21 protein-coding genes are annotated in these 20,295 nt (G+C 59.5%); 8 read left to right on the forward strand and 13 right to left on the reverse strand.

Annotation, left to right across the window (positions count from 1 at the left end):
- Positions 1-3: 3 nt before the first annotated feature.
- The 8 genes from uraH to G6L97_RS09545 form a co-directional block, all read right to left on the reverse strand.
- Positions 4-360, reverse strand: a complete 357-nt coding sequence (gene uraH, locus G6L97_RS09510) for a hydroxyisourate hydrolase (protein WP_003513673.1) — start codon at positions 358-360, stop codon at positions 4-6.
- Entirely contained in the window at positions 357-857 is a 501-nt protein-coding gene (locus tag G6L97_RS09515) for an ureidoglycolate lyase (RefSeq protein ID WP_111783619.1), read from the reverse strand. Before G6L97_RS09515 ends, uraH begins: the two co-directional genes overlap by 4 nt.
- Positions 858-860: 3 nt before the next feature.
- Positions 861-1,223, reverse strand: coding sequence for a HepT-like ribonuclease domain-containing protein (locus tag G6L97_RS09520; protein ID WP_111783620.1), 363 nt, complete (start codon positions 1,221-1,223; stop codon positions 861-863).
- Positions 1,220-1,510 (reverse strand): nucleotidyltransferase family protein, encoded by a 291-nt coding sequence (locus tag G6L97_RS09525; protein WP_003513679.1) that lies wholly within the window; start codon positions 1,508-1,510, stop codon positions 1,220-1,222. Before G6L97_RS09525 ends, G6L97_RS09520 begins: the two co-directional genes overlap by 4 nt.
- A gap of 53 nt (positions 1,511-1,563) precedes the next feature.
- Positions 1,564-2,061 carry a 2-oxo-4-hydroxy-4-carboxy-5-ureidoimidazoline decarboxylase gene (gene uraD / locus G6L97_RS09530; RefSeq protein WP_111783621.1) on the reverse strand — a complete coding sequence of 166 codons (498 nt, stop codon included), beginning with the start codon at positions 2,059-2,061 and terminating at the stop codon, positions 1,564-1,566.
- Positions 2,061-2,984: an allantoinase PuuE gene (puuE, locus tag G6L97_RS09535; RefSeq protein ID WP_111783622.1), complete on the reverse strand. Its 924-nt coding sequence runs from the start codon at positions 2,982-2,984 to the stop codon at positions 2,061-2,063. Before puuE ends, uraD begins: the two co-directional genes overlap by 1 nt.
- Before the next feature lie 209 nt (positions 2,985-3,193).
- A complete protein-coding gene (locus tag G6L97_RS09540) occupies positions 3,194-3,901 on the reverse strand; it encodes a DUF1045 domain-containing protein (protein ID WP_019565154.1) in 708 nt (235 codons plus the stop codon).
- 93 nt (positions 3,902-3,994) lie between these two features.
- Entirely contained in the window at positions 3,995-5,221 is a 1,227-nt protein-coding gene (locus G6L97_RS09545) for an NAD(P)/FAD-dependent oxidoreductase (RefSeq protein WP_111783623.1), read from the reverse strand.
- Here G6L97_RS09545 and mnmD point away from each other — a divergent pair.
- A complete protein-coding gene (mnmD, locus tag G6L97_RS09550) occupies positions 5,220-5,963 on the forward strand; it encodes a tRNA (5-methylaminomethyl-2-thiouridine)(34)-methyltransferase MnmD (RefSeq protein WP_174002862.1) in 744 nt (247 codons plus the stop codon). The two genes, G6L97_RS09545 and mnmD, sit on opposite strands and share 2 nt — an antisense overlap.
- A gap of 33 nt (positions 5,964-5,996) precedes the next feature.
- Here mnmD and G6L97_RS09555 read toward each other — a convergent pair whose 3' ends face one another.
- A complete protein-coding gene (locus tag G6L97_RS09555; RefSeq protein WP_111783625.1) occupies positions 5,997-9,695 on the reverse strand; it encodes a response regulator in 3,699 nt (1,232 codons plus the stop codon).
- A gap of 465 nt (positions 9,696-10,160) precedes the next feature.
- Here G6L97_RS09555 and G6L97_RS09560 point away from each other — a divergent pair, with 465 nt between their 5' ends.
- Entirely contained in the window at positions 10,161-11,639 is a 1,479-nt protein-coding gene (locus G6L97_RS09560; protein WP_003513690.1) for a DEAD/DEAH box helicase, read from the forward strand.
- Between the two features lie 86 nt (positions 11,640-11,725).
- Here the strand turns inward: G6L97_RS09560 and G6L97_RS09565 are convergent, their stop codons facing one another.
- The 4 genes from G6L97_RS09565 to G6L97_RS09580 all read right to left on the reverse strand — a co-directional run bounded on the left by G6L97_RS09565 (position 11,726) and on the right by G6L97_RS09580 (position 15,021).
- On the reverse strand, positions 11,726-12,634 hold the full coding sequence (locus G6L97_RS09565; protein WP_013636669.1) for a DMT family transporter: 909 nt from the start codon (positions 12,632-12,634) through the stop codon (positions 11,726-11,728).
- A 163-nt stretch (positions 12,635-12,797) separates the two neighbouring features.
- Positions 12,798-13,193 (reverse strand): DoxX family protein, encoded by a 396-nt coding sequence (locus G6L97_RS09570; RefSeq protein WP_019565150.1) that lies wholly within the window; start codon positions 13,191-13,193, stop codon positions 12,798-12,800.
- A 235-nt stretch (positions 13,194-13,428) separates the two neighbouring features.
- Positions 13,429-14,046 (reverse strand): L,D-transpeptidase, encoded by a 618-nt coding sequence (locus G6L97_RS09575; protein ID WP_003513696.1) that lies wholly within the window; start codon positions 14,044-14,046, stop codon positions 13,429-13,431.
- A 78-nt stretch (positions 14,047-14,124) separates the two neighbouring features.
- Entirely contained in the window at positions 14,125-15,021 is an 897-nt protein-coding gene (locus G6L97_RS09580) for a DMT family transporter (protein WP_003513697.1), read from the reverse strand.
- A gap of 482 nt (positions 15,022-15,503) precedes the next feature.
- Between G6L97_RS09580 and G6L97_RS09585 the strand changes: the two genes are divergently transcribed.
- The 6 genes from G6L97_RS09585 (at position 15,504) to G6L97_RS09610 (ending at position 20,294) form a co-directional block, all read left to right on the forward strand.
- Complete coding sequence (locus tag G6L97_RS09585) at positions 15,504-16,913, forward strand: circularly permuted type 2 ATP-grasp protein (protein WP_003513699.1); 1,410 nt, start codon at positions 15,504-15,506, stop codon at positions 16,911-16,913.
- 3 nt (positions 16,914-16,916) lie between these two features.
- Positions 16,917-17,858 carry an alpha-E domain-containing protein gene (locus tag G6L97_RS09590; protein WP_003513700.1) on the forward strand — a complete coding sequence of 314 codons (942 nt, stop codon included), beginning with the start codon at positions 16,917-16,919 and terminating at the stop codon, positions 17,856-17,858.
- A 21-nt stretch (positions 17,859-17,879) separates the two neighbouring features.
- Positions 17,880-18,695 carry a transglutaminase family protein gene (locus tag G6L97_RS09595; RefSeq protein WP_003513702.1) on the forward strand — a complete coding sequence of 272 codons (816 nt, stop codon included), beginning with the start codon at positions 17,880-17,882 and terminating at the stop codon, positions 18,693-18,695.
- A 4-nt stretch (positions 18,696-18,699) separates the two neighbouring features.
- The gene (locus G6L97_RS09600) at positions 18,700-19,296 is read left to right on the forward strand and encodes a class I SAM-dependent methyltransferase (RefSeq protein WP_111783626.1); all 597 of its coding nucleotides are present in this window, start codon (positions 18,700-18,702) and stop codon (positions 19,294-19,296) included.
- Between the two features lie 82 nt (positions 19,297-19,378).
- A complete protein-coding gene (locus G6L97_RS09605; protein WP_025594245.1) occupies positions 19,379-19,843 on the forward strand; it encodes a GNAT family N-acetyltransferase in 465 nt (154 codons plus the stop codon).
- A gap of 40 nt (positions 19,844-19,883) precedes the next feature.
- Entirely contained in the window at positions 19,884-20,294 is a 411-nt protein-coding gene (locus tag G6L97_RS09610) for a VOC family protein (protein ID WP_097100731.1), read from the forward strand.
- Position 20,295: the final 1 nt, after the last annotated feature.

Raw genomic sequence — 20,295 nt, forward strand, 5'->3', positions numbered from 1 at the left:
CGGTCAGCTTCCTCGATAGGTAGAGTAACTATAGGGCGAAAGCAGAAGCGGCACATGGTAATGGCCGCTCTCGTCGGCAATGCCGAAACGGATGGGGATGATGTCGAGAAACGCGGGTTCCGCCAGGGTGACGCCCTTGCCACGCAGATAATCGCCCGCATGGAAAACCAGCTCGTATTCCCCTGCCTTGAAACTGTCGCCCACAAGTAGCGGCCCGCCATCAACGCGGCCATCGCTATTGGTCTTAACCGTCTTAATCTTCTCGCGACGATCACCCGAGAGCCGGTAAAGCTCGATCGTCAGCCCCTCGGCGGGCGTGCCATGGGCGGCATCGAGGACGTGAGTGGTCAAACCGGTCATAGGCTGGGCTCCGCGATCATGTAGGGCGCATCGAAAAAATGCTCTTCCAGATTGTTGCCCGGCCCATCGCGATCGGCAACCAGAAAATCCGAAATCGCCTGCAACGGCATCAACGGGTAATGCCATACGTTGCGGCGGTAATTCACGCCCTGATCCCCGCGCGCCAGAAAAGCCTGCGGCCGACCAGGCTTGCCGCCCTCGTCCTCGGCAACGACGACAAGGAAAGGCCTGCCGGACAGCGGCGAGAAACTCTGGCTGCCGAACGGATGCCGCTCCATCATCTCGATTGTATGGGGAAAGGTACGCGGCTGTCCGCGGAAAATATTGAGGATGATGCGCGCACCCTCGCCCGCTGCCTCGGGTGCAGCAAGCGCATGATGCCGCTCGGTCTGGCCGCCATTGATGTGGCGCATGGAAGAGGGTGTAATTTCGATCACATCACCGAAGGATGCGAACGCCTCTTTGGTGAGAGGCTTAATCTCGAGAAAATCAGTCAAATGTCATTCACCTTGGGCATGCCAGTTTCGGAGGAGTGAGAGACGCGCCTGCAAATCCGGAATGCTCTGCGTTATCGTTTTCCAGACCACCGAGAGTTCCGCCCGGAAATAATCATGCACGATCAGATTGCGCATACCCTTCATCTTTATCCAGGGGATTTCCGGGTGCTGCTGTAAAAACGCGGGGTAATACTTGTCCAGTTTTGCGACCGCCTCGCCAATCAGGGCAAGGCACATCATCACCGCCATCTGGGTACGCGTATCGGAAGAAAAAGTGGCCTCATCCATATCCTGAATGAAATCCCGTATTCGGGAGGCGGCAACATCCATATCCTTCAGGTAGAGCAGAAGTCGATCCGTACTCATACTGCCTTGGCTTCCATCAGAACACGCGCCCGGATATCCGAGTGCAGGCCGCCTGAGGTGACGACGTCAACCTCGACACCGAGGATAGTCTTCAGTTCCTCCAGCAATCCGCCAAGATCGAACAGAGTGGTCCCCGGCAACGCATCCACCAGAATATCCAGATCGCTGTCCGGCCTGTCTTCGCCACGGGCGACGGAACCGAACACGCGCGGGTTTGCCGCGTTGAAGCGCTTCGTTGCTTCGCGGATCGCTTCCCTGTTCTTTTCCAGCACCTCGGAGGGTCTCATGGCCTAAATCTCCAGATAGGACGAGTATAACGGAACGACCGCCGCTCGCCAATTCAACCCTCGGGCAGCATCGAGGAAAGGCGCAGCCAGGCGATCTTTTCCACCTGCGCCGTCGCCGTCGCAAATTCTGTCGCCGCATCATTGCCGATACGCGTCTCGAAGGCGGAGAGAATATCGTGCCTGTTCAGCCCCTTGACTGCAATGATGAATGGAAAGCCGAATTTTTGCGTATAGGCGGAGTTCAGCTCGGTGAAGCGCGCATGCTCATCGGGCGAAAGCCGGTCGAGCCCTGCGCCTGCCTGTTCATTGCGGCTATCGGCGGTCAACCCACCTGCTATTGCGAGCTTGCCGGCAAGATCAGGATGCGCGCGCAAAACACCCAGCCGTTCCGCTTCGGAGGCGGCACGAAACTGCGCGCATAATGCGCCATGAACCGCCTTCGCTGTTAACTCCAGACCTGCGCCTCCGACATCATAGGCCCGTTCGGCGATAAAAGGCGAATGTTCGAACACACCGCCGAAACGGCTGACAAATTCATCTCGCGTCCTCATCAGAGCGTTCCCGGCTTGTGGTTTTCATGCCAGTGACGAGCGATCTCGATACGCTGCGGGATCCACACCTTTTCATGGCCCAGCACATATTCGATGAAACGGCGAAGGGCTGCGGCGCGGCCGGGACGGCCGACGAGACGGCAATGCAGGCCGACGCTCATCATCTTCGGCGCGCCTTCAAGCCCTTCCCGATAAAGAACGTCGAAAGCGTCTTTCAGATAGGCGAAGAACTGGTCGCCGGAATTGAAACCCTGCGGCGTGGCGAAACGCATATCATTGGTGTCGAGCGTGTAGGGAATGATCAGGAACGGTTCATCCTGCAATCCCTTCACCCAATAGGGCAGATCGTCGGCATAGGAATCGGACGAATAGAGAAAACCACCCTCTTCCATGACGAGACGCAACGTATTGTCGGAAGGCTTGCCCTGATACATGCCAAAGGGGCGCTCGCCCGTCAGCTCCGTATGCAGGCGCACGGCTTCGGCAATATGCTTGCGCTCTTCCTCCTCGGAAAAATCCTTGTATTCCAGCCAGCGATAACCGTGGCTGGCGATTTCCCAACCCGCTTCCTTCATTGCCGCAACGGCTTGCGGGTTGCGCGCCATGGCAGCGGTCACGCCATAAACAGTTGTGGTGACGCCGAGATCGGTGAACATGCGCCACAGCCGCCAGAAACCGGCGCGTGAACCATATTCGTAGATCGATTCCATGTTCAGGTTGCGCTGGCCCGGCCACGGCTGCGCGCCGACGATTTCCGACAGCAGCGATTCCGACGCCTTGTCGTTGTCGAGAATGCAGCTTTCGCCGCCCTCTTCGTAATTGATGACGAATTGCACGGCGATGCGTGCGCCGCCCGGCCATTTCGGATCGGGACTGTTGCGGCCGTAGCCCACCAGATTGCGGGAGTAATTCTCGGAAATCATTCAGCCACCCAAAACACCTCTCCCGACGCGGAACCCGCTTCTGGAAGACATGAGCAAAACAACCATCCGAAGGTGTCTGCCCGGAACGGTTAAACACGACACGCTTCAGACATGCGATGCACGGACGGTAGCATCCGCATTCGGAATGTCGAGAGCAATTTTGCCGACATTCCGATGCTTTTTTGTGTACGATTTCTGCGGGGCGTTTCTCAGGCGATCTTTCGGGCGGAAACACGACCCATGGGATGCAGCGAGTGCACCCGGAAAGGCGCGCCGGGTTCATCCTCGATGAATAGCGCAAGGCTGGAAAATGACAGAGGCCGGGTGAGCAGCGGCTCGAAAACCTTGCGCACGGCACGCTCGATCCTCTGGCTGCTGGAAGGCTCGACACCGCCCGTCAGCGACATCTGAAAACGGAACTCGTCCATCACATGCGGACTGCCCCAGCGGTGCAGATTGGTCAGCTGCGAAGCCGAAAGCCGGTCGGGATCCGCCCGCTCGATTTCCGCCTCGGAGAGCGGCGCGCGGTAGCGGTCGAATTCCTGCACCACACGGGCTGCGAAAAAATTCAGCACTTCGCAGGGGCGCTCGGGAACGAGGCTGAAGACATTGTCATGCCGCGCCACTATAAGTTGTGGCAGCGTGAAGGGGTCCTGCCTGCCGGAAAAATACATCAGGTCGCGCAACAACGCGGCCTCGGAATGACCTTCGGCAAGACGGAACGGGGCCTTTATGGTGCCGTGGAAACCATAACGGCGCGGCAGGGCGGTGTGGTAGGAAATCTCCTGCATGCCGAGATCGATCATGCCCGGCGGCTCCACCGCATGGCCTGAATAGGCATCGCGTCCCAGCCACGCGGCAGCCGCCTGCGTCAGCGGGTCGTTGGGGGAAGGCGTAAAATGGATGGCGTATCGCATGCGCTATCACCTCGCCGCAAATGCGGCCAAACGGGGCTCTTTGCAGGCCAGCAAGTAAGCGATTTGCGTGACAGATTAACGACGTGGACCAAACTAATCAGAAGTTTCTAAAGTCCGGACAGCAATACTCACGTGTTCTTGAAGGCGAAAACCGGAAGGCACGTCCGGCGTGTGGCCACATACGGCCTGCAACGCAGCATCGGCAAGATAGTGGGCAAGGCCGAAGCTGACCTTGAAGCCGCCCGATAACGCCACGAGCCGCGGATATTCGGAAAGTGTACCCACCATCGGATCCCGTCCAACCGCCTTCGGCCGCAACCCGGCCCAGCGTTCGATCACCGGCGCACGGCCAAGCGACGGCACCACGGCGCATGCATCCGCGAGCAATTTTTCCAGCTTTTCGTCGGTGCTGAATGGATCGGAAAAACAATCTTCGCTGGTACTGCCGATGGCGACGGTGCCATCCTCATGCGGCACGATGTAGAGGCCGTTCAGAAACACGACCGGCATGGCCGGATCGGCCGCAGCATCCAGAAGGGCGGCCTGCCCCTTCACCGCCTGTCCAAGCACAATGCCGGGTTCCAGACCGATGGCATCGCGGATCAGCGCGAAGGAACCGTGGCCGTTGGCGACGATCACATGATCGAAGGCGACCTCGTCGCCCGACGACAGCACCGCCCGCCCTTTATCCGGATCGAGCGAGACGACGCGGCACTGTTCCGCCACCCGCACATGCCGGGCGTTGCGGAGGAAAGCCGACAGAAGGGCGATCATCGCCCGGGGAGAAACCCGTGCAGCCAGCGTATCCAGCACGAAGCCCGCTTGTCCCGCCGCATCGTCCACCCATCCGGCAACGGAAGGGCTGTCACCGACATGCCAGTGGAACCGGCGCCCGTCTGAAACCCAGTTTTCCCCGGCATCCCGCTCGTGCCGTTCGGCAATGCTGCGCAAATGTGGTTTCGGCAGGGGAATGATCCGGCCGCAGCGCCGATAACCGGCGGAAAGCCCGGTCTCGGCTTCCAACTCGGCGATCTGTTTTTCCAGCGCAACGAGAGCGTCGAACTGGAATTGCTTCTTGTCCGACCAGCGGTCCGGCATATGCGGCATCAGTGCGCCCAACAGCCCGCCGCTTGCACCATCTCCAAGACAGCCCGCTTCCAGCAGCAGGGCGTTTATGCCCATCCTCTCTGCCTTGACGGCAGCCCACAGCCCCATAATGCCGCCACCGACGATGAGGAGCGGCACCGAGCCAGGCAATCTTGGTGCTCGCAATCTTGGTGATTGACCAGATTCGAAAGCGGGACTATCGGCATTAGTCATGACACATTCCAAGGAAAACACCGCAGATATCGGTTCGGCAGCCGACGATCCGCCCGCCGCGCTCGACTGGCGTGAGGGGGATATGCCCTATTCGCTAGCCTTTGACGATCATTTTTATTGCCAGACGGATGGCAGGCTGGAATGCGGCCATGTCTTTCTGTCCGGAAACGGCCTGCCGCAGCGCTGGCTTGAGCGAGAGAACATCTTCCGTATCGGCGAACTTGGCTTCGGCACCGGTCTCAATCTCTGCGAGACCTGGCGTCAATGGAAAGAGGTGCGCAACGGTCACTCCAAGCTGCATTTCATGTCCTTCGAACTCTACCCGATGAAGGCGGACGAGATCGACCGGGCGCTTTCCCGCTGGCCGGAAGTTGATACCGAACGCAAGGCACTGGTCGCCCGCTGGCCGGCGGACCCGAAAGGCGAGGTCGATATCGAACTGGACGACCAGACGCGCCTGACAGTGGTGTGCGGCGAAGCGCTCACCGGCATTTCCGGCAGAAGTGAAGGCTTCGACGCCTGGTTTCTGGACGGCTTCGCCCCTGCCCGCAATCCCGACATGTGGTCGCTGGGCATCATGCAGACGCTGTTCGGCAAAACGGTACCGGGGGGCACATTCGCCACCTATGCCGCCGCTGGCTTCGTCCGCCGCAACCTCATAGCCGCCGGTTTTGAACTGGAGCGCCGCAAAGGGTTTGCCGGAAAGCGTGAGATGCTGTGCGGCACCAAGCCATCCCACTGAGACGGCTCCCACAGCAGCAACCGGCCTTCACTGTCAGGCGGTCGGCACGTCGCGGCGTGGCATCGCGTCTCCCAGCCATTGCGCGATCTTGTCCTCGAGAATTTCGGGGCTGATGGGCTTCGACAGATAATCATCCATGCCTGCTGCGATGCAAAGCTCGCGGTCCGCGTCCTGTGTATGCGCGGTAACGCCGATGATCGGAACATGCCGGCCGTCGGCAGCCGCCTGTTCGGCGGCGCGGATTGCCATTGTCGCCTGATGCCCGTTCATCACCGGCATCGACACATCCATAAGGATGACGGCGGGGTTGTGCTCCTCCCACGCCTGAACGGCCTTCTTGCCATTGCCGACGATCAGGAACCGCAAACCCGCCTGCTGCAAGATCTGGGTAAAGACAATCTGGTTGACGTCGTTGTCCTCGGCCACCAGCACATCCACAAGGCAGGGTCGGCGCCGGTCTGGAACCGTCGTCGGAGGTGACACAACCCGCCGCTTCTTGTCCGTCGGGCCATTGTCTGGCCGCACCGGCGCATCGCTGCCGCCTGAGCCCAGCCCCTGCGGATCCTGCCGGGCGCGTTTCTGCCGCACATCCCGCACCACATCGAACAGGGTGGAACGCAACAGACGCGCCCGCGCCGGCTTCATCAGATGCGCCTGCACGCTGAGATCGGTGAACAGGCTCTCGTCACCTACGACATCCATAGACGTCAGGAACACGATGGCGATATCGTCGAAACGGCTATCCGCCCTGATCCGCTCGACCACATCCAGCCCGTTCATAACAGGCATGTGATAATCGAGAATGATGGCGTCGATGGCAAAACCGAGGGACGCAGCCTCCTGCAGCACGGCAATGCCTGATGGCCCGTCCTGCACAGCATGGCCGTCGATTCCCCATGTCTTCAGTTGCTCCGCCAATATGCGGCGATTGACGTCGTTATCGTCGATGACGAGTACGCGTATATCCTCGATCGCCATGGCAAGAAGCGGAGCGTCGCGCCGTTTTTCCGTAACGTGAAACGGAATATTGACCTCGAAGGTCGATCCCTTGCCGACTTCGCTCACCACATTGATCGTACCGTCGAAAAGACCGACAAGACCGACCGTGATCGCCAGTCCCAATCCCGTTCCCTCGTGCCGCCGCGTCGCTGAGCCGTCGACCTGGCTGAATTTGTCGAAGATGGTTTCGAGCTTGTCTGCGGGAATGCCGATGCCGCTATCTTCGACGCGCAGCGACAGAATGGTCTCCGACGCTTCCGCCGACTGCGCCGAAAGTTCGATCAGCACATGCCCCATTTCCGTGAACTTGACGGCGTTTCCAACAAGATTGGTGACGACCTGACGGAACCGCCCGGCGTCCCCCATGACCTTGCCGAAAACCGATGGATCGATCCGGACGACAAGTTCTATGTTCTTTTCCAGAGCCGCTGAGGACAGGAGGGAAACCACATCCTCCACCGCTTCCGCCGGATCGAAAGGCACGCTGCGCAGCTTCATCTGCCCGGCCTCGATCTTGGAGAAGTCGAGAATGTCGTTGATGATCGTCAGGAGCGCATTGCCGGATTTAACGATGATATCGGTGAAGGTTTTCTGGCGTGTATCCAGATTGGATTTGGCCAGAAGTTCCGCCATGCCGAGCACGCCATTCATCGGCGTGCGGATTTCATGGCTCATATTGGCAAGGAATTCAGATTTGGCGCGATCTGCCGCTTCGGCGCGGGAAAGCAGCCGCTGCAACTCCTCCTCGCGCATCTTCATCTCGGTGACGTCGGTGACGATGATGAGCCAGTAATTGCCGGAACTGTTGGTCGCTTCCAGATTGAGCCACGTCTTTCCGGCAATATGGATCAGCCAGGAGAACGGCCTGTTGGCGGCTATGTGCTCTCTCCAGGCGGTCAGCGTCGCGGCCGCCTCCTCTTTGGTGCCAAAATCTCCGCGCCCGGCGCAATGGGCAAAGAACCCCGACCAGTTGCAGCCCTTTTCCAGCAGCTGCGGCGGCACGTCGAACATTCGCGCCACGGCCTCGTTGGACATGATGATGGTTCCCTGCTCGACCAGTACCAGCCCCTGCGCCATGGCGCGTGTGGCGCCCTGCATATATTCGCCGACACGCTCAAGCTCGGCCTTTGCCTCACTGATCTCGGCGTCGCGCATGCGCACGTCGGTCACATCGGCATAGGTGCTGAGGATTTTTCCGCCGTCGAGTCGGGTCTTGGAAATGACGGTGACCTTGCCGCTTTTGCTGCGCACCTCGCGCGGCGTGAAGACCTTGTCGTTGAGCAGCCGTTCTGCGCGCTGGTTGTAGAGCTCCTCGAAGGGTATATCGCCATAGTCATAAAGGCCGCTTTCGAAATTCGCCTCCATGAATTCGCGATAGCTTTTGCCGACAAGCGACTTCTCGCCGCCGATTTCGCCCCATAACGTGTCGAAGCACGGATTGACATATTCGATGACGAGATCCGCGTTGAGGAGCAGTACGCCAACCGGCAGGGCATGAAGAACCGTTTCGAACTGGCGATGCAGCGCTTCGGCCTGCGCCTGCGCCGCGATCAGCGCATTTTCCCGCTCCTTCAGCAGGCTGACATCTGTGACTGAACCCACCAGATAATATTCGTCATCGGGCGTCGTGACCCGGCCGAGCCGGGTTATGACCGGAACGGCGCCGCCATCCGAAAGCGGAATGATTCCCGTCTTTTCAATCGCCTCTCCGGTTTGCAGGATATGCTCGTTTTCCCGCTGGAACTCTGCGCCCTCCTCCGGAAACATCTCGCATTCGGTCTTGCCCAAATAGTCGGCGAGGCTGCCGCCCCGGAATTTCTCAAAGGCCGCATTGGCAAAGGTCAGCCGCCTGTCCTGATCCCGCAGGAACACGCCCACGGGCAATTGCTCAAGCGCGGCGCGCAGCAGCCAGGTCTCGCGGATCTGCTTGCTAAGCAGGGTCTCATGCGCCTTGAACTCCGTCACATCGACGCGAAGCCCCACCAGCATGCCGTTTTCCAGCCGCTTGTTGACCATACGCACCCAGCGGCCATCGGCAAACTGCTCCACCCTTTCGAGATAGGGCAGGGAAAAATCCCGCAACTGCTTCTGCAGCCATGCCTGGTAATCCGGATCGTCCGATTTCACGCTGCGGTAGCCGCTCGAGAAATAGACCGCCTCCATCAGCGTCTCAAGCCGGGTGCCGGGCTTTAGCTGGAGGTTGAAATCACTGTAGAATTCCACGAAACGCGCATTGCAATAGACGAGCCGGTTTTCACGGTCATAAATTACGATACCGGCATCGATGAGGTCGATAACGCCGCTGTCGAACAGCAGGTCGGCGCTGCCGCCGTCCGAAACACCCTTCACGACAGAGGGCGCCTCTTCGAACACCTCAAACAGGAACAGACTGCCGTCATCGCCGGTGAAACGTTCGCAACGCAGCTTGTAAGGCCCTGAAGACGCTGCACCATGGCATGAAATCACTTCGTCCGTGGCAAAGACCAGCGAGCGGCGCTCCCTGTCCTCGCGCTCGGCATCGCGAATATCGGCGGAAAGGGCAAGGCTCGTGTGGCCCGTGAACGCGGCGGGCGGACGCCCCATGACCCGGCCATAGGCTGCATTGACCATGAGGTAGCGAAGCTCGCTGTCCTTGATGCACGCGGGCAAATCCAGGGCGGCGATGGCCCCGCAAGCTTTTTCCAGCAACCCGCATCCTTGGGTCAAGCGATACTCCACACCGTGCAGTTCCATCCTTGTCGAATCAAATATTTCCAGACGTCGTTGCAAAAACGTTATGTGAGAAAACCGCTATTTGCTATGTGCGGAATGGTCGCTTTACCCTTTTTTAACCATAATTATTCGCAAGCCTTCGCGCCTCGCCGGTAATCGACAGCCTGCCTTCTGCATGGCAGCCATGCGCCGCGGGACGGCAGCGTTACAAAACTATTGCTTGACTTTACGCCATAAAACGCCCACATGCCGGTCAAGCTTTCACCTTCGGCAGCCGCGTGAGCTGCAGCACATGACCAAGATGACTTGGCCCGCATGAAGGAAAAGCGCAACGAATACAGAAGACGGCGTTTTGCCGCACTGATGCGCAGAAAGTTATTCCAACCCACAAGTTCCCAATTCACGCGGGGTTCTTGACGCCGAAACCGCCGGACAGCAGCAACTGCTCCGGACGATTGGTTTTTGGCGCCCCGAAAGGCATTACTATTGACCAGTTTTAGCGAACTCGGCCTCTCTGAAAAGATTGTGGCCAGCGTTACCCAGCTCGGCTACACAACCCCCACCCCCATTCAGGCAAAGGCCATTCCGCTGCTGCTTGAAGGCCGTGATCTCATCGGCCTCGCACAGACCGGCACGGGCAAGACGGCAGCATTCGGCCTGCCCATCATCGAAATGCTGATGAAGCAAGCCGACCGCCCGGCAAACCGCACCACCCGCACCCTTATCCTTGCACCGACCCGCGAACTGGTGAACCAGATCGGCGAAAACCTGCGCTCCTTCGTGAAGAAGACGCCGCTGCGCATCAACCAGGTTGTCGGCGGCGCGTCGATCAACAAGCAGCAGCTTCAGCTCGAAAAAGGCACGGACGTCCTGGTGGCGACACCTGGCCGCCTGCTGGACCTCATCGCCCGCAACGCGATCTCGCTTTCCAAGGTCACCTATCTGGTGCTTGATGAAGCCGACCAGATGCTCGATCTGGGCTTCATTCACGATCTGCGCAAGATTTCCAAGATGGTTCCGGCCAAGCGCCAGACCCTGCTGTTTTCGGCAACGATGCCGAAGGCGATTTCCGAGCTTGCCAGCAACTTCCTGACGGACCCGATCAAGGTCGAGGTAACACCTCCGGGCAAGGCCGCCGACAAGGTCGAGCAATACGTGCATTTCGTCGCCGGCAAGAACGACAAGACCGACCTTCTGAAGAAGTCGCTCAACGAAAACCCGGATGGCCGCTCTATCGTTTTCCTGCGCACCAAGCACGGCGCGGAAAAGCTCTACAAGCATCTGGAACATATCGGCTTCAAGGTCGCCTCCATCCACGGTAACAAGAGCCAGGGCCAGCGCGAGCGGGCACTGAAGGGCTTCAAGGACGGTGAGATCAAGGTTCTGGTCGCAACCGACGTCGCTGCCCGCGGCATCGATATTCCGGCCGTGACGCACGTCTTCAACTACGACCTGCCGGAAGTGCCCGACGCCTATGTCCACCGCATCGGCCGTACCGCCCGTGCCGGCCGCGACGGCATTGCCATCGCGTTCTGCGCACCGGACGAAACACGTCTGCTGCACGATATCGAAAAGCTGATGAAGATCGATATCCCGGTTGCATCCGGTGAACGTCCGGCCGGTCTTGCCAGCCCGACGCGCCCGAACAACAACAACCGTGGTCGCAACAACAATGGCGGCCAGCCGCGTGGACCCCGCGAAGGCGGACGCCACAATGGCGAGCCCCGTCCCTCGCGTCACCACGCCCCGCGTGATGCGGACAACGATCTGGAAGTCACGTCAGACTTCAAGCGCGTGAAGACGGCGGAAGGTGACGCAGGTCGCCCGGCCGGCCCTCGCAAGCAGCGCCGCCCTGCCCGCAAGCCCGGCGGCAGCGGTGGCAACCGTCACGCACCTGCTGGCGGCAACGGCCAGGAAAAGCGCGCTTCCGGCAACGGAAACGGCAATCGCGGCCGTAACCGCTAAGTAACTCTGCGCGAGCCGATTCCTCGGTATCGCGTGTCTACCTTCAAACCCCGCAAGCGCAGGCTTGCGGGGTTTTCTTTTTGCTCTCAACCGCCCTGCGCCAACGACCGGCGCCGCGACGGCAGGGTCATGGCCAGCACCCCGGCAATCACGCAGACAAGACCCACCCACATGGCAGGCGTCGGCACTTCTCCAAGAAACACCATGCCAATGGCGACACCGATCGGAACCCGCAGATACGCCTGCGACGTGGTACCGACCGAACCGAGCGTCTGCATCAGCCGGAAATAGACCATGAAGGCGAGCGCGGTTGAAAAGACGCTGAGGCACACAAGTGCGGTGAGCGACGCCGGAGATGGCGACAATGTCCAGGGCCGGTCAACGATCACGCTCACCGGCAACAGAAGCACGGCGCCGCAGATCAGCGAGCCGGCGGCAGGCATAACGGGATCGAGACCTCTGAAGTTTTTGCTGAAGATGGCGGCACAGGCGTAGGAAAAGGCCGCAGTCAGCACGGCAATCTGGCTCCACAGCGCCTCACCCGCCCCGTTCAACGCATCCAGACCGATGATGAGACAGACACCTGTCATGCCCGCAACAGTGCCGAACAGCTTGCGCCCGCTGACCTGCTCATGCCGGATGATCAGCGCGGTGAGAAGAAAGGTGAAGATCGGCGTCGTCGCATTGAGGATGACGGCGAGACCGGCATCGATGCTCTGCTCCGCCCACGCGATCAGCGTGAAAGGCAACACGCTGTTGATGCAGGCCTGAACGAAGAAGAGCCGCCATGTGGCGAAATCCCGCGGCAACCGCAGCCCGCGCAGGCGAATGACCGCCAGCAGCAACAGACCGGCAATCAGGGTTCTTGCGGCAATGAAGGTCAGCGGTGGTATGGTTTCCACCCCGATCTTGATGAAAGTGTAGGATGCGGCCCACAGAGTGGACAACAGGGCAAGCAGCAGCAATTCGCGGGCGATAGGGTTTTGACTGGTCACGGATCAATTTTCCAACTGCGTTCAGGATGAACCGTTCCTAACCCGAAAACAAGCATCTATGCTTCGGTGACGGCCGAAGTTTCCACCGCTTCCAAAGCATGAAGCCCCGCACGGTACCAGCCATGCGGGGCTTCAATGACAGACCGGTGATTGCAGCGGCCGATCAGGCCCGGCGTTCATCCACCGAGAAAGCGCCCGGACCGGCAAACACGAGATAAAGGAAGATGAAGCAGAACAGGATCGCGGCGTCGCCCCCATTGAGAGCGGGGAAGAAGCTCTTAGGCCCGTGCGCAATGAAATAGGCAACAGCCATCTGGCCGGACAGGATGAAGGCAACCGGACGCGTGAAAAGGCCGACCAGCACGAGAATGCCGCCAACGGCTTCCAGAAGCGCCGCCACCAGCAGCATCGTCGGCAGGGAGCCGTCCATCTGCGATGCCGGGAAACCGAACAGCTTCTGCGTTCCATGCGAAATGAAAAGCAGCGCCGTCATGATGCGCAGCGCCCCGAGTGCCTGCGGGCGATAGCGGGAGAGATTGTCTAAAATTGCCATGTTCATGTGTCCCCGTTGAAGTGGTGCGACGCTCGATACAGCGCAATCATGCCTTTATGGATACACGTCTCGAACACCGAAAATCACATTTCCGATATAGCAGAACTCCCTTAAATACATAAAGGGAGTCATTCTAGACATGGTTGATTTTCCACCATAAAACTGCGCTCATGTGGAAAAAATCAACCCAAGGATACAGGCATTTTTTCGAGTGGCAAAGGCGGAAAAATCCGCCTCTACGTCAGGCCTGTAGCACCACGACCCTGGAGCCAACCGGCACGCGGCTGTAAAGATCGATGATGTCGTGGTTCAGCATCCGGATACAGCCGCTTGACATGGCGTGGCCGATGGATTGCGGCTGGTTGGTGCCGTGCAGACGGAACATGGTGTCGTTGCCGCCGCGATAGAGGTAGAGCGCCCGTGCGCCGAGCGGGTTGTTCGGGCCCCCCTCCATGCCGCCGGCGTATTTCAGATTGCGCGGATCACGGCGCATCATGTTTGCGGTCGGCGTCCAGGAAGGCCATTCCGACTTCCGGCCGATATAGGCGTCGCCCTTCAGCGCAAGCCCCTGGCGACCGACGCCGACGCCGTAACGCATTGCCCGTCCATCGCCCAGTACGTAGTAAAGACGCCGCGCGGGCGTATCCACAATCACCGTTCCAGCCGGATGCGCGGTATCGTATGCCACTTCCTGCCGGCGCAGCTCGGGCTTCACCTTGTCGAGATGCATTTCCGGAAGCGGAAACTTCTCGTCCGGCTTCGCCGCATAATTAAGCCTTTGCTGCCCGATGCCGGAACTTGCGCAGCCGGCCAGCAACAGCGGCAATCCGAACAGAACACCACGACGTGAAATAGACATGTAACCCCCGCCAAATCTCTAGATTAACGAGAGGTATAATTTTATGGTTAACAAATCTCTAATATGAGGTTGTAGGAATTAACGTGCCTCAACCGGCGCTGCGGGCCGGCGGTTGGCCAGATACACCCCCGTTACCGCCAGGACCGTGCCGGCAATCATGGCCGGCGTCAGCGTTTCGCCGAAAAGCAGGGCCGCTTCCACGGCGGCAAGCGGCGGCACGAGATAGATCAGCGAGGCAGCGCGCGAGACCTGCCCGCGCCGGATGAGATAGAGCAGCAGAGCCACCGCACCGATGGAGATCGCGCCCACCGACCAGACGAGCGTGGCGGCAAGCCCGAGGCTCCAGTCCACATGACCATCCTCCAGCAACAGCGCGAAGGGAACGGTGACGATGAGGGCGCCGACATATTGCAGCGTGGCGACCGCCATGATGTTTCCGCCATGGACGTATTTCTTCTGGTAAAGGGTGCCATAGGTCACCGACGTCATGCCCAGCACATTCACCGCCACGGCATAAAGCGGCACGGAAAGGCCGAGCGCGCCTGACGCCATGACCTTCGGCAGCACGGCGATGGCAATGCCGACAAAGCCGAGAAGCAAGCCGGCACGCTGCACCGGAGAGATCTTTTCGCCGATCATGTAACGGGCGGCAACCGCCGTCATCAATGGCTGCAAACCGGCAATAATGCCGCCGATCGCCGCCGGCACGCCCTGCCCTATCGCCCACCAGATCATGCCAAGGTAAAGGCCGTGCAGGAACACGCCGGACAAGATTGCCCGGAAAACATCGATGCGCCGTTCAGGCCATTGAATGGAGGAAAACCGGCAGATCGCCCACAATATCGCACCCGCCAACAGGTAACGCAGACAGAGGAAGGTCAGCGGACCAGTATAATAAACGGCATATTTCGCGGTGACCCAGCCGGTCGACCAGAGAAAGACGAAGATGGCCGGAGCCAGACGGTCGAGCGACATGGGAATTCCCCTGTGCCGCGTGATGCCCCGCAACCGGACATGGGCCCGGGACATAAGGCATGCGGCGAATTGACATTTTTACGACTTGAAGCAACCGGTGAACTACCCGGCCGGATCTCGGCGCGCACCCCTTGGCGAAACACAGCCGTCCAAGCTAGCCGGTATCCCCATCCCCGCAAAAGGTCAAAAGTGTTTTGGTGATCGCATCTTTCAGATTTTCTGATGCCACACCCAAAACCCATCAACCGAAAGCGAACGAACAAAATTTGTGCATTCGCCCACGGCGCACACAGTGCCACCACCCCGTTCCACCCCACCTTGCCCTGCAACCAATTTGCCAATGCCGCATTTATAGGCTGAAAGCGAAAAAACGCTTCTTTTTTAAAACTCTAGGGCGGTAAAAAATCTTCACGGAGGCCTCCGCATAGTTCTTGCATTGCATTTGTCGTTGTATTCATATGGCAAAAAAGGGGACATCGAAGTTGGCATTTGACGAAATGATAAATGCGGACAACGCGCCGCGAAGCCCATATGAAAACTATAACGAGTGGTACAGCCGGCAGGACAGGGCACACCTGATCCAGAAGTCTAAAGACGCGGAAAACATCTTTCGAAAAACCGGTATTACTTTCGCAGTCTACGGCCACGCCGACAGTTCAGAAAAACTGATCCCCTTCGATATCATTCCGCGCATCATTTCCGGGCGCGAGTGGCGCAAACTGGCCCAGGGTATCGAACAGCGGGTTCTCGCTCTCAACGCTTTCCTCGACGATATCTACCACAAGCAGGAAATCATTCGCGCCGGGCGAATTCCCCGCGAAATCATTGAGAAGAACGTCGCATTCCTCCCGGAAATGATCGGTTTCACGCCACCCGGCGGCGTTTATACCCACATTGTCGGCACGGATATCGTCCGCACCGGCGAAGATCAGTTCTATGTTCTGGAAGACAACGCCCGCACGCCTTCAGGTGTCAGCTACATGCTGGAAAACCGTGAAACGATGATGCAGATGTTCCCGGAACTCTTCCATGAAAACCGGGTACAGCGGGTGGAGGACTACCCCTATCAGCTGCGCCAATCGCTCGCCTCGCTTGCACCCCCCGGCTGCACCGGCAAGCCGCGCGTCGCGGTGCTGACCCCCGGCATCTACAATTCCGCCTATTACGAACATTCATTCCTGGCCGACATGATGGGTGTGGAGCTGGTGGAAGGGTCCGACCTGCGCGTCATGGACGGCAAGGTCAAGATGCGCACTACCCGTGGCTACGAGGCCATCGACGTGCTTTACCGCCGCGTCGACGACGACTTCCTTGATCCGCTCACCTTCCGGCCGGATTCGGCGCTCGGCGTACCCGGCATCATGGATGTCTACCGCGCCGGCAACATCACCATCGCCAATGCGCCGGGCACCGGCATTTCCGACGACAAGGCAATCTATTCCTACATGCCCGAGATCGTCGAGTTCTACACCGGCCGCAAGCCGCTTCTGGAAAACGTGCCGACATGGCGCTGTTCGGAGCCGGACAGCCTGAAATACGTTCTCGACAACCTTGCCGAACTGGTCGTCAAGGAAGTTCACGGTTCGGGCGGTTACGGCATGCTGGTCGGCCCCACCGCGTCGAAAAAGGAACGGGCGCTTTTTGCCGAAAAGCTGAAAGCCCGCCCCTCCAATTACATCGCGCAGCCCACGCTGTCGCTTTCCACCGTGCCGATCATGGTGAAAAACGGCATCGCGCCGCGCCATGTCGATCTGCGTCCTTATGTGCTGGTTTCAGACAAGGTGAAGATCATTCCCGGCGGACTGACCCGTGTTGCCCTCAAGCAGGGCTCGCTGGTGGTCAATTCCAGCCAGGGCGGCGGCACCAAGGATACATGGGTACTGGAGGACTAAGCCATGCTGGGCAGAACGGCAAACGGGCTCTACTGGATGTTCCGGTATATTGAGCGCGCTGAAAACATCGCCCGGCTTATCGATGCGGGCCTGCGCGTTTCCCTGACGCGCAGCGGCAGCGGCGATGAGGACTGGGACGGCGTGTTGCAGAGTGCCGGCGTGCACGAAGCCTTTCTCGAAACGCGCGAGAAGGTGACGGCGGCCAATGCGATCGATTATCTCCTGCGGGACAAGGCAAACCCTTCGAGCGTCATGTCCTGCATCGAGGCAGGCCGCAACAATGCCCGCATGGTGCGCACCGCGCTGACGCGCGAGACATGGGAAGCCACCAATGAATTCTGGATCGAGCTGAAGAACATCCTCGGCCGCAAACTCAGCCATGCCGAACTGCCGCAGACCATCGATGTCATCAAGCATCGCGCCGGTCTGGTGCGCGGCGCCTTCCACGGCTCGATGCTGCGCAACGATCTCTATAATTTCTCCCGCATCGGCACCTTCATCGAGCGCGCCGACAACACCGCCCGCATTCTCGACGTAAAATATTACGTGCTGCTGCCGGCCGTGGCGCATGTCGGCTCCTCGCTGGACAATGCCCAATGGGAATCCATCCTGCGCTCGGTCTCGGCGCACCGCTCCTATGGCTGGGTCTACGATGCGGAATACAAGCCCGCCAACATCGCCGACTTCCTCATTCTCAACGGCCGCATGCCGCGCTCGCTCGCCTATTGCTACGAGAAGATCACCAGCAACCTCAATTACATAGCTGAGGATTACGGTGAAAAGCACAAGGCGCATGAAACGGCGGAAAGCATTCGCGACAGTCTGCGCAAGACAACGATCGATCGCGTCATGGATGAAGGCCTGCACGAGTTTCTGGAGAGATTTGTCAACCGGAACGGGCAGCTGGGGCAGGAAATCATGGAAGGCTACCGCTTTTATCTGTAAGCGCGTGGACGGGGACAGCTTATGCGTCTGAAAATCACCCATACAACCGAATATGTCTATGACGAGCCGATGCCCTATGCATTGCAGCGGCTGCGCCTGACGCCACAGACCGGCCCGTGCCAGACGGTGGAGGACTGGGATGTATCGGTCGACGGCGCCACCGTCGAAGTGAGCTATGACGACCATTTCGGCAACCGTGTCGCACTAGTCGAGACCGAAGGCCCGCAACGCAGGGTCAAGGTCGTGGCCGGTGGCCTCGTCATAACCGAAGACAGGGCCGGCATGGTCGGCCCCCACACCGGCAGTGCGCCGCTATGGCTCTTCCTGCGCGAGACGCCGCTGACGAAGCCCGGCAAACTCGTGCGCGAACTGGCGAAGGCCAGCACCGGCAACAGCGAGCTCGAGCGCCTGCACGACCTGATGGAGAAGATCAACAGCAAGGTGGAATATGTGCCGGGTTCGACCGACACCGAAACCACCGCCGAACTGGCACTCGAAGCCGGCAAGGGCGTCTGCCAGGACCATGCCCATATCCTCATTTCCGCCGCCCGGCTGATGGGCCTGCCCGCCCGCTATGTTTCCGGTTATCTGATGATGGAAGACGTGGCGGAGCAGACGGCAACCCATGCCTGGGCCGAGGTGCATCTGCAGGGCCTCGGCTGGGTTGGCTTTGACGCCGCCAACAATATCTGCCCTGACGATCGCTACGTGCGCATTGCCCTTGGCCTCTGCTACCGCGACTGCGCGCCGATATCGGGCATGCGGATCGGCCCGGCCGGCGAAACGCTGAACGTTTCGGTGACCGTGCAGCAATCGCAGAGCCAATCGCAAAGCTGAGACAATGGCCGGCAGAGACGACGAAACGATCGGCTTTTATACGGATAATGCCGGAGCCTATACGTCGAGAGGGCAAACGGCGGACCTTCCCCATCTGGAAAAATTCCTGTCGCGCCTGCCCAAAGGCGCGACCATCCTCGAACTGGGGTGCGGTGGCGGGCAGGACAGTGAATTCATGCTCGCTGCAGGCTTCGACGTGCGCCCGACGGACGGCACACCCGAAATCGCCAAGGCGGCCGAAACTCGGCTCGGCATTCCCGTCGCAACATTGCTGTTCGAAGATATCGGCGACGTGGAGACCTATGGCGGCGTGTGGGCCAATGCCTGCCTGTTGCATGTGCCGCGCCCTGCCCTTTCCGGCATCATCCGCCGCATCCATACGGCGCTGAAACATGCCGGTGTTTTTTACGCCAGCTTCAAGGCCGGGGAAGCGGAAGGCCGCGACACGTTCGGCCGCTATTACAACTATCCTTCGAAAACCTGGCTTGAGGACCTGTACGGGCATTTCGCCTGGGCAGGGGTGGAAATAGAAGCACGGCACGGCAGCGGTTACGACAAGCTGCCAACCGACTGGCTGCATGTGATGGCAACGAAACCCTGATCCGCTTTCAACAACCTGTGGGTTGCGAAAGCCCGCCGTGACCGGTTAAATCGCCGCAGCAACCGATCAGGGAGAGGGCTTTTTGTACAGTATTTCCGACTATCGCGACTGCCAGTCCCATGGACCCATCATTGCGGAACGGGTCTGGACGGCATGGTGGCAGGATAGTGGCCTCCAGGTCGGCGATGTGGCTGAACATCTGAAGGATATGGTGAACCCCCATGCCCTGCCGACCGGCTTCGTCGCCCATGACGACAAGGGTTACGTCGGCTCCGCCTTTCTTATCCATTGCGATCTGGAGGAGCGGCCACAATATCTGCCATGGGTTGCCGCACTCTGGGTGGAGGAAAACAGCAGACGCTCAGGTGTCGCCCGGGCGCTCATGCAGGCCGCAACACAACGGGCCGCCGAACTTGGTCACGACACCAGCTACCTGTGCTGCCGGCGCCGTCTCGAAACCTATTATACGAACTGCGGCTGGACCGTTCTGGAACGTGGTGTTGGCAAGCACGACCTGACGGTGCTGACCTACAGCACGAAAACATAGACTGTCCGCTATATCCGTTGCCAGACATCGGGGAGGAACCATGAAACCGCCAGCCGCCCTTATGGAAACGGCGATCTACGCCGACGATCTCGACGCCGCCGAGGCCTTTTATCGCGATGTCTTCGGGCTGGAGGTGGTGCGCAGGCTGCCGGGCCAGTTCGTGTTCTTCAAATGTGGCCGGCAGATGCTGCTGGTCTTCGATCCGCAACAATCGCGCACGGCCACCCCCGACAATCCGATCCCGCGCCACGGCGCCACCGGACAAGGCCATTTCTGTTTTTATGCGAAAGACAAGTCGGAAGTGGACGACTGGAAAGCACGCTTCGAGGAGCTTGGAATTCCCATCGAACACTATCACCGCTGGCCGAATGATAGCTATTCCGTCTACATCCGCGACCCGGCCGGCAATTCCGTGGAGGTGGGCGAAGGCAGGCTGTGGGGGTTCGAGTAAG

The sequence above is a fragment of the Agrobacterium tumefaciens genome, from assembly GCF_013318015.2.
Taxonomy (GTDB): domain Bacteria; phylum Pseudomonadota; class Alphaproteobacteria; order Rhizobiales; family Rhizobiaceae; genus Agrobacterium; species Agrobacterium tumefaciens.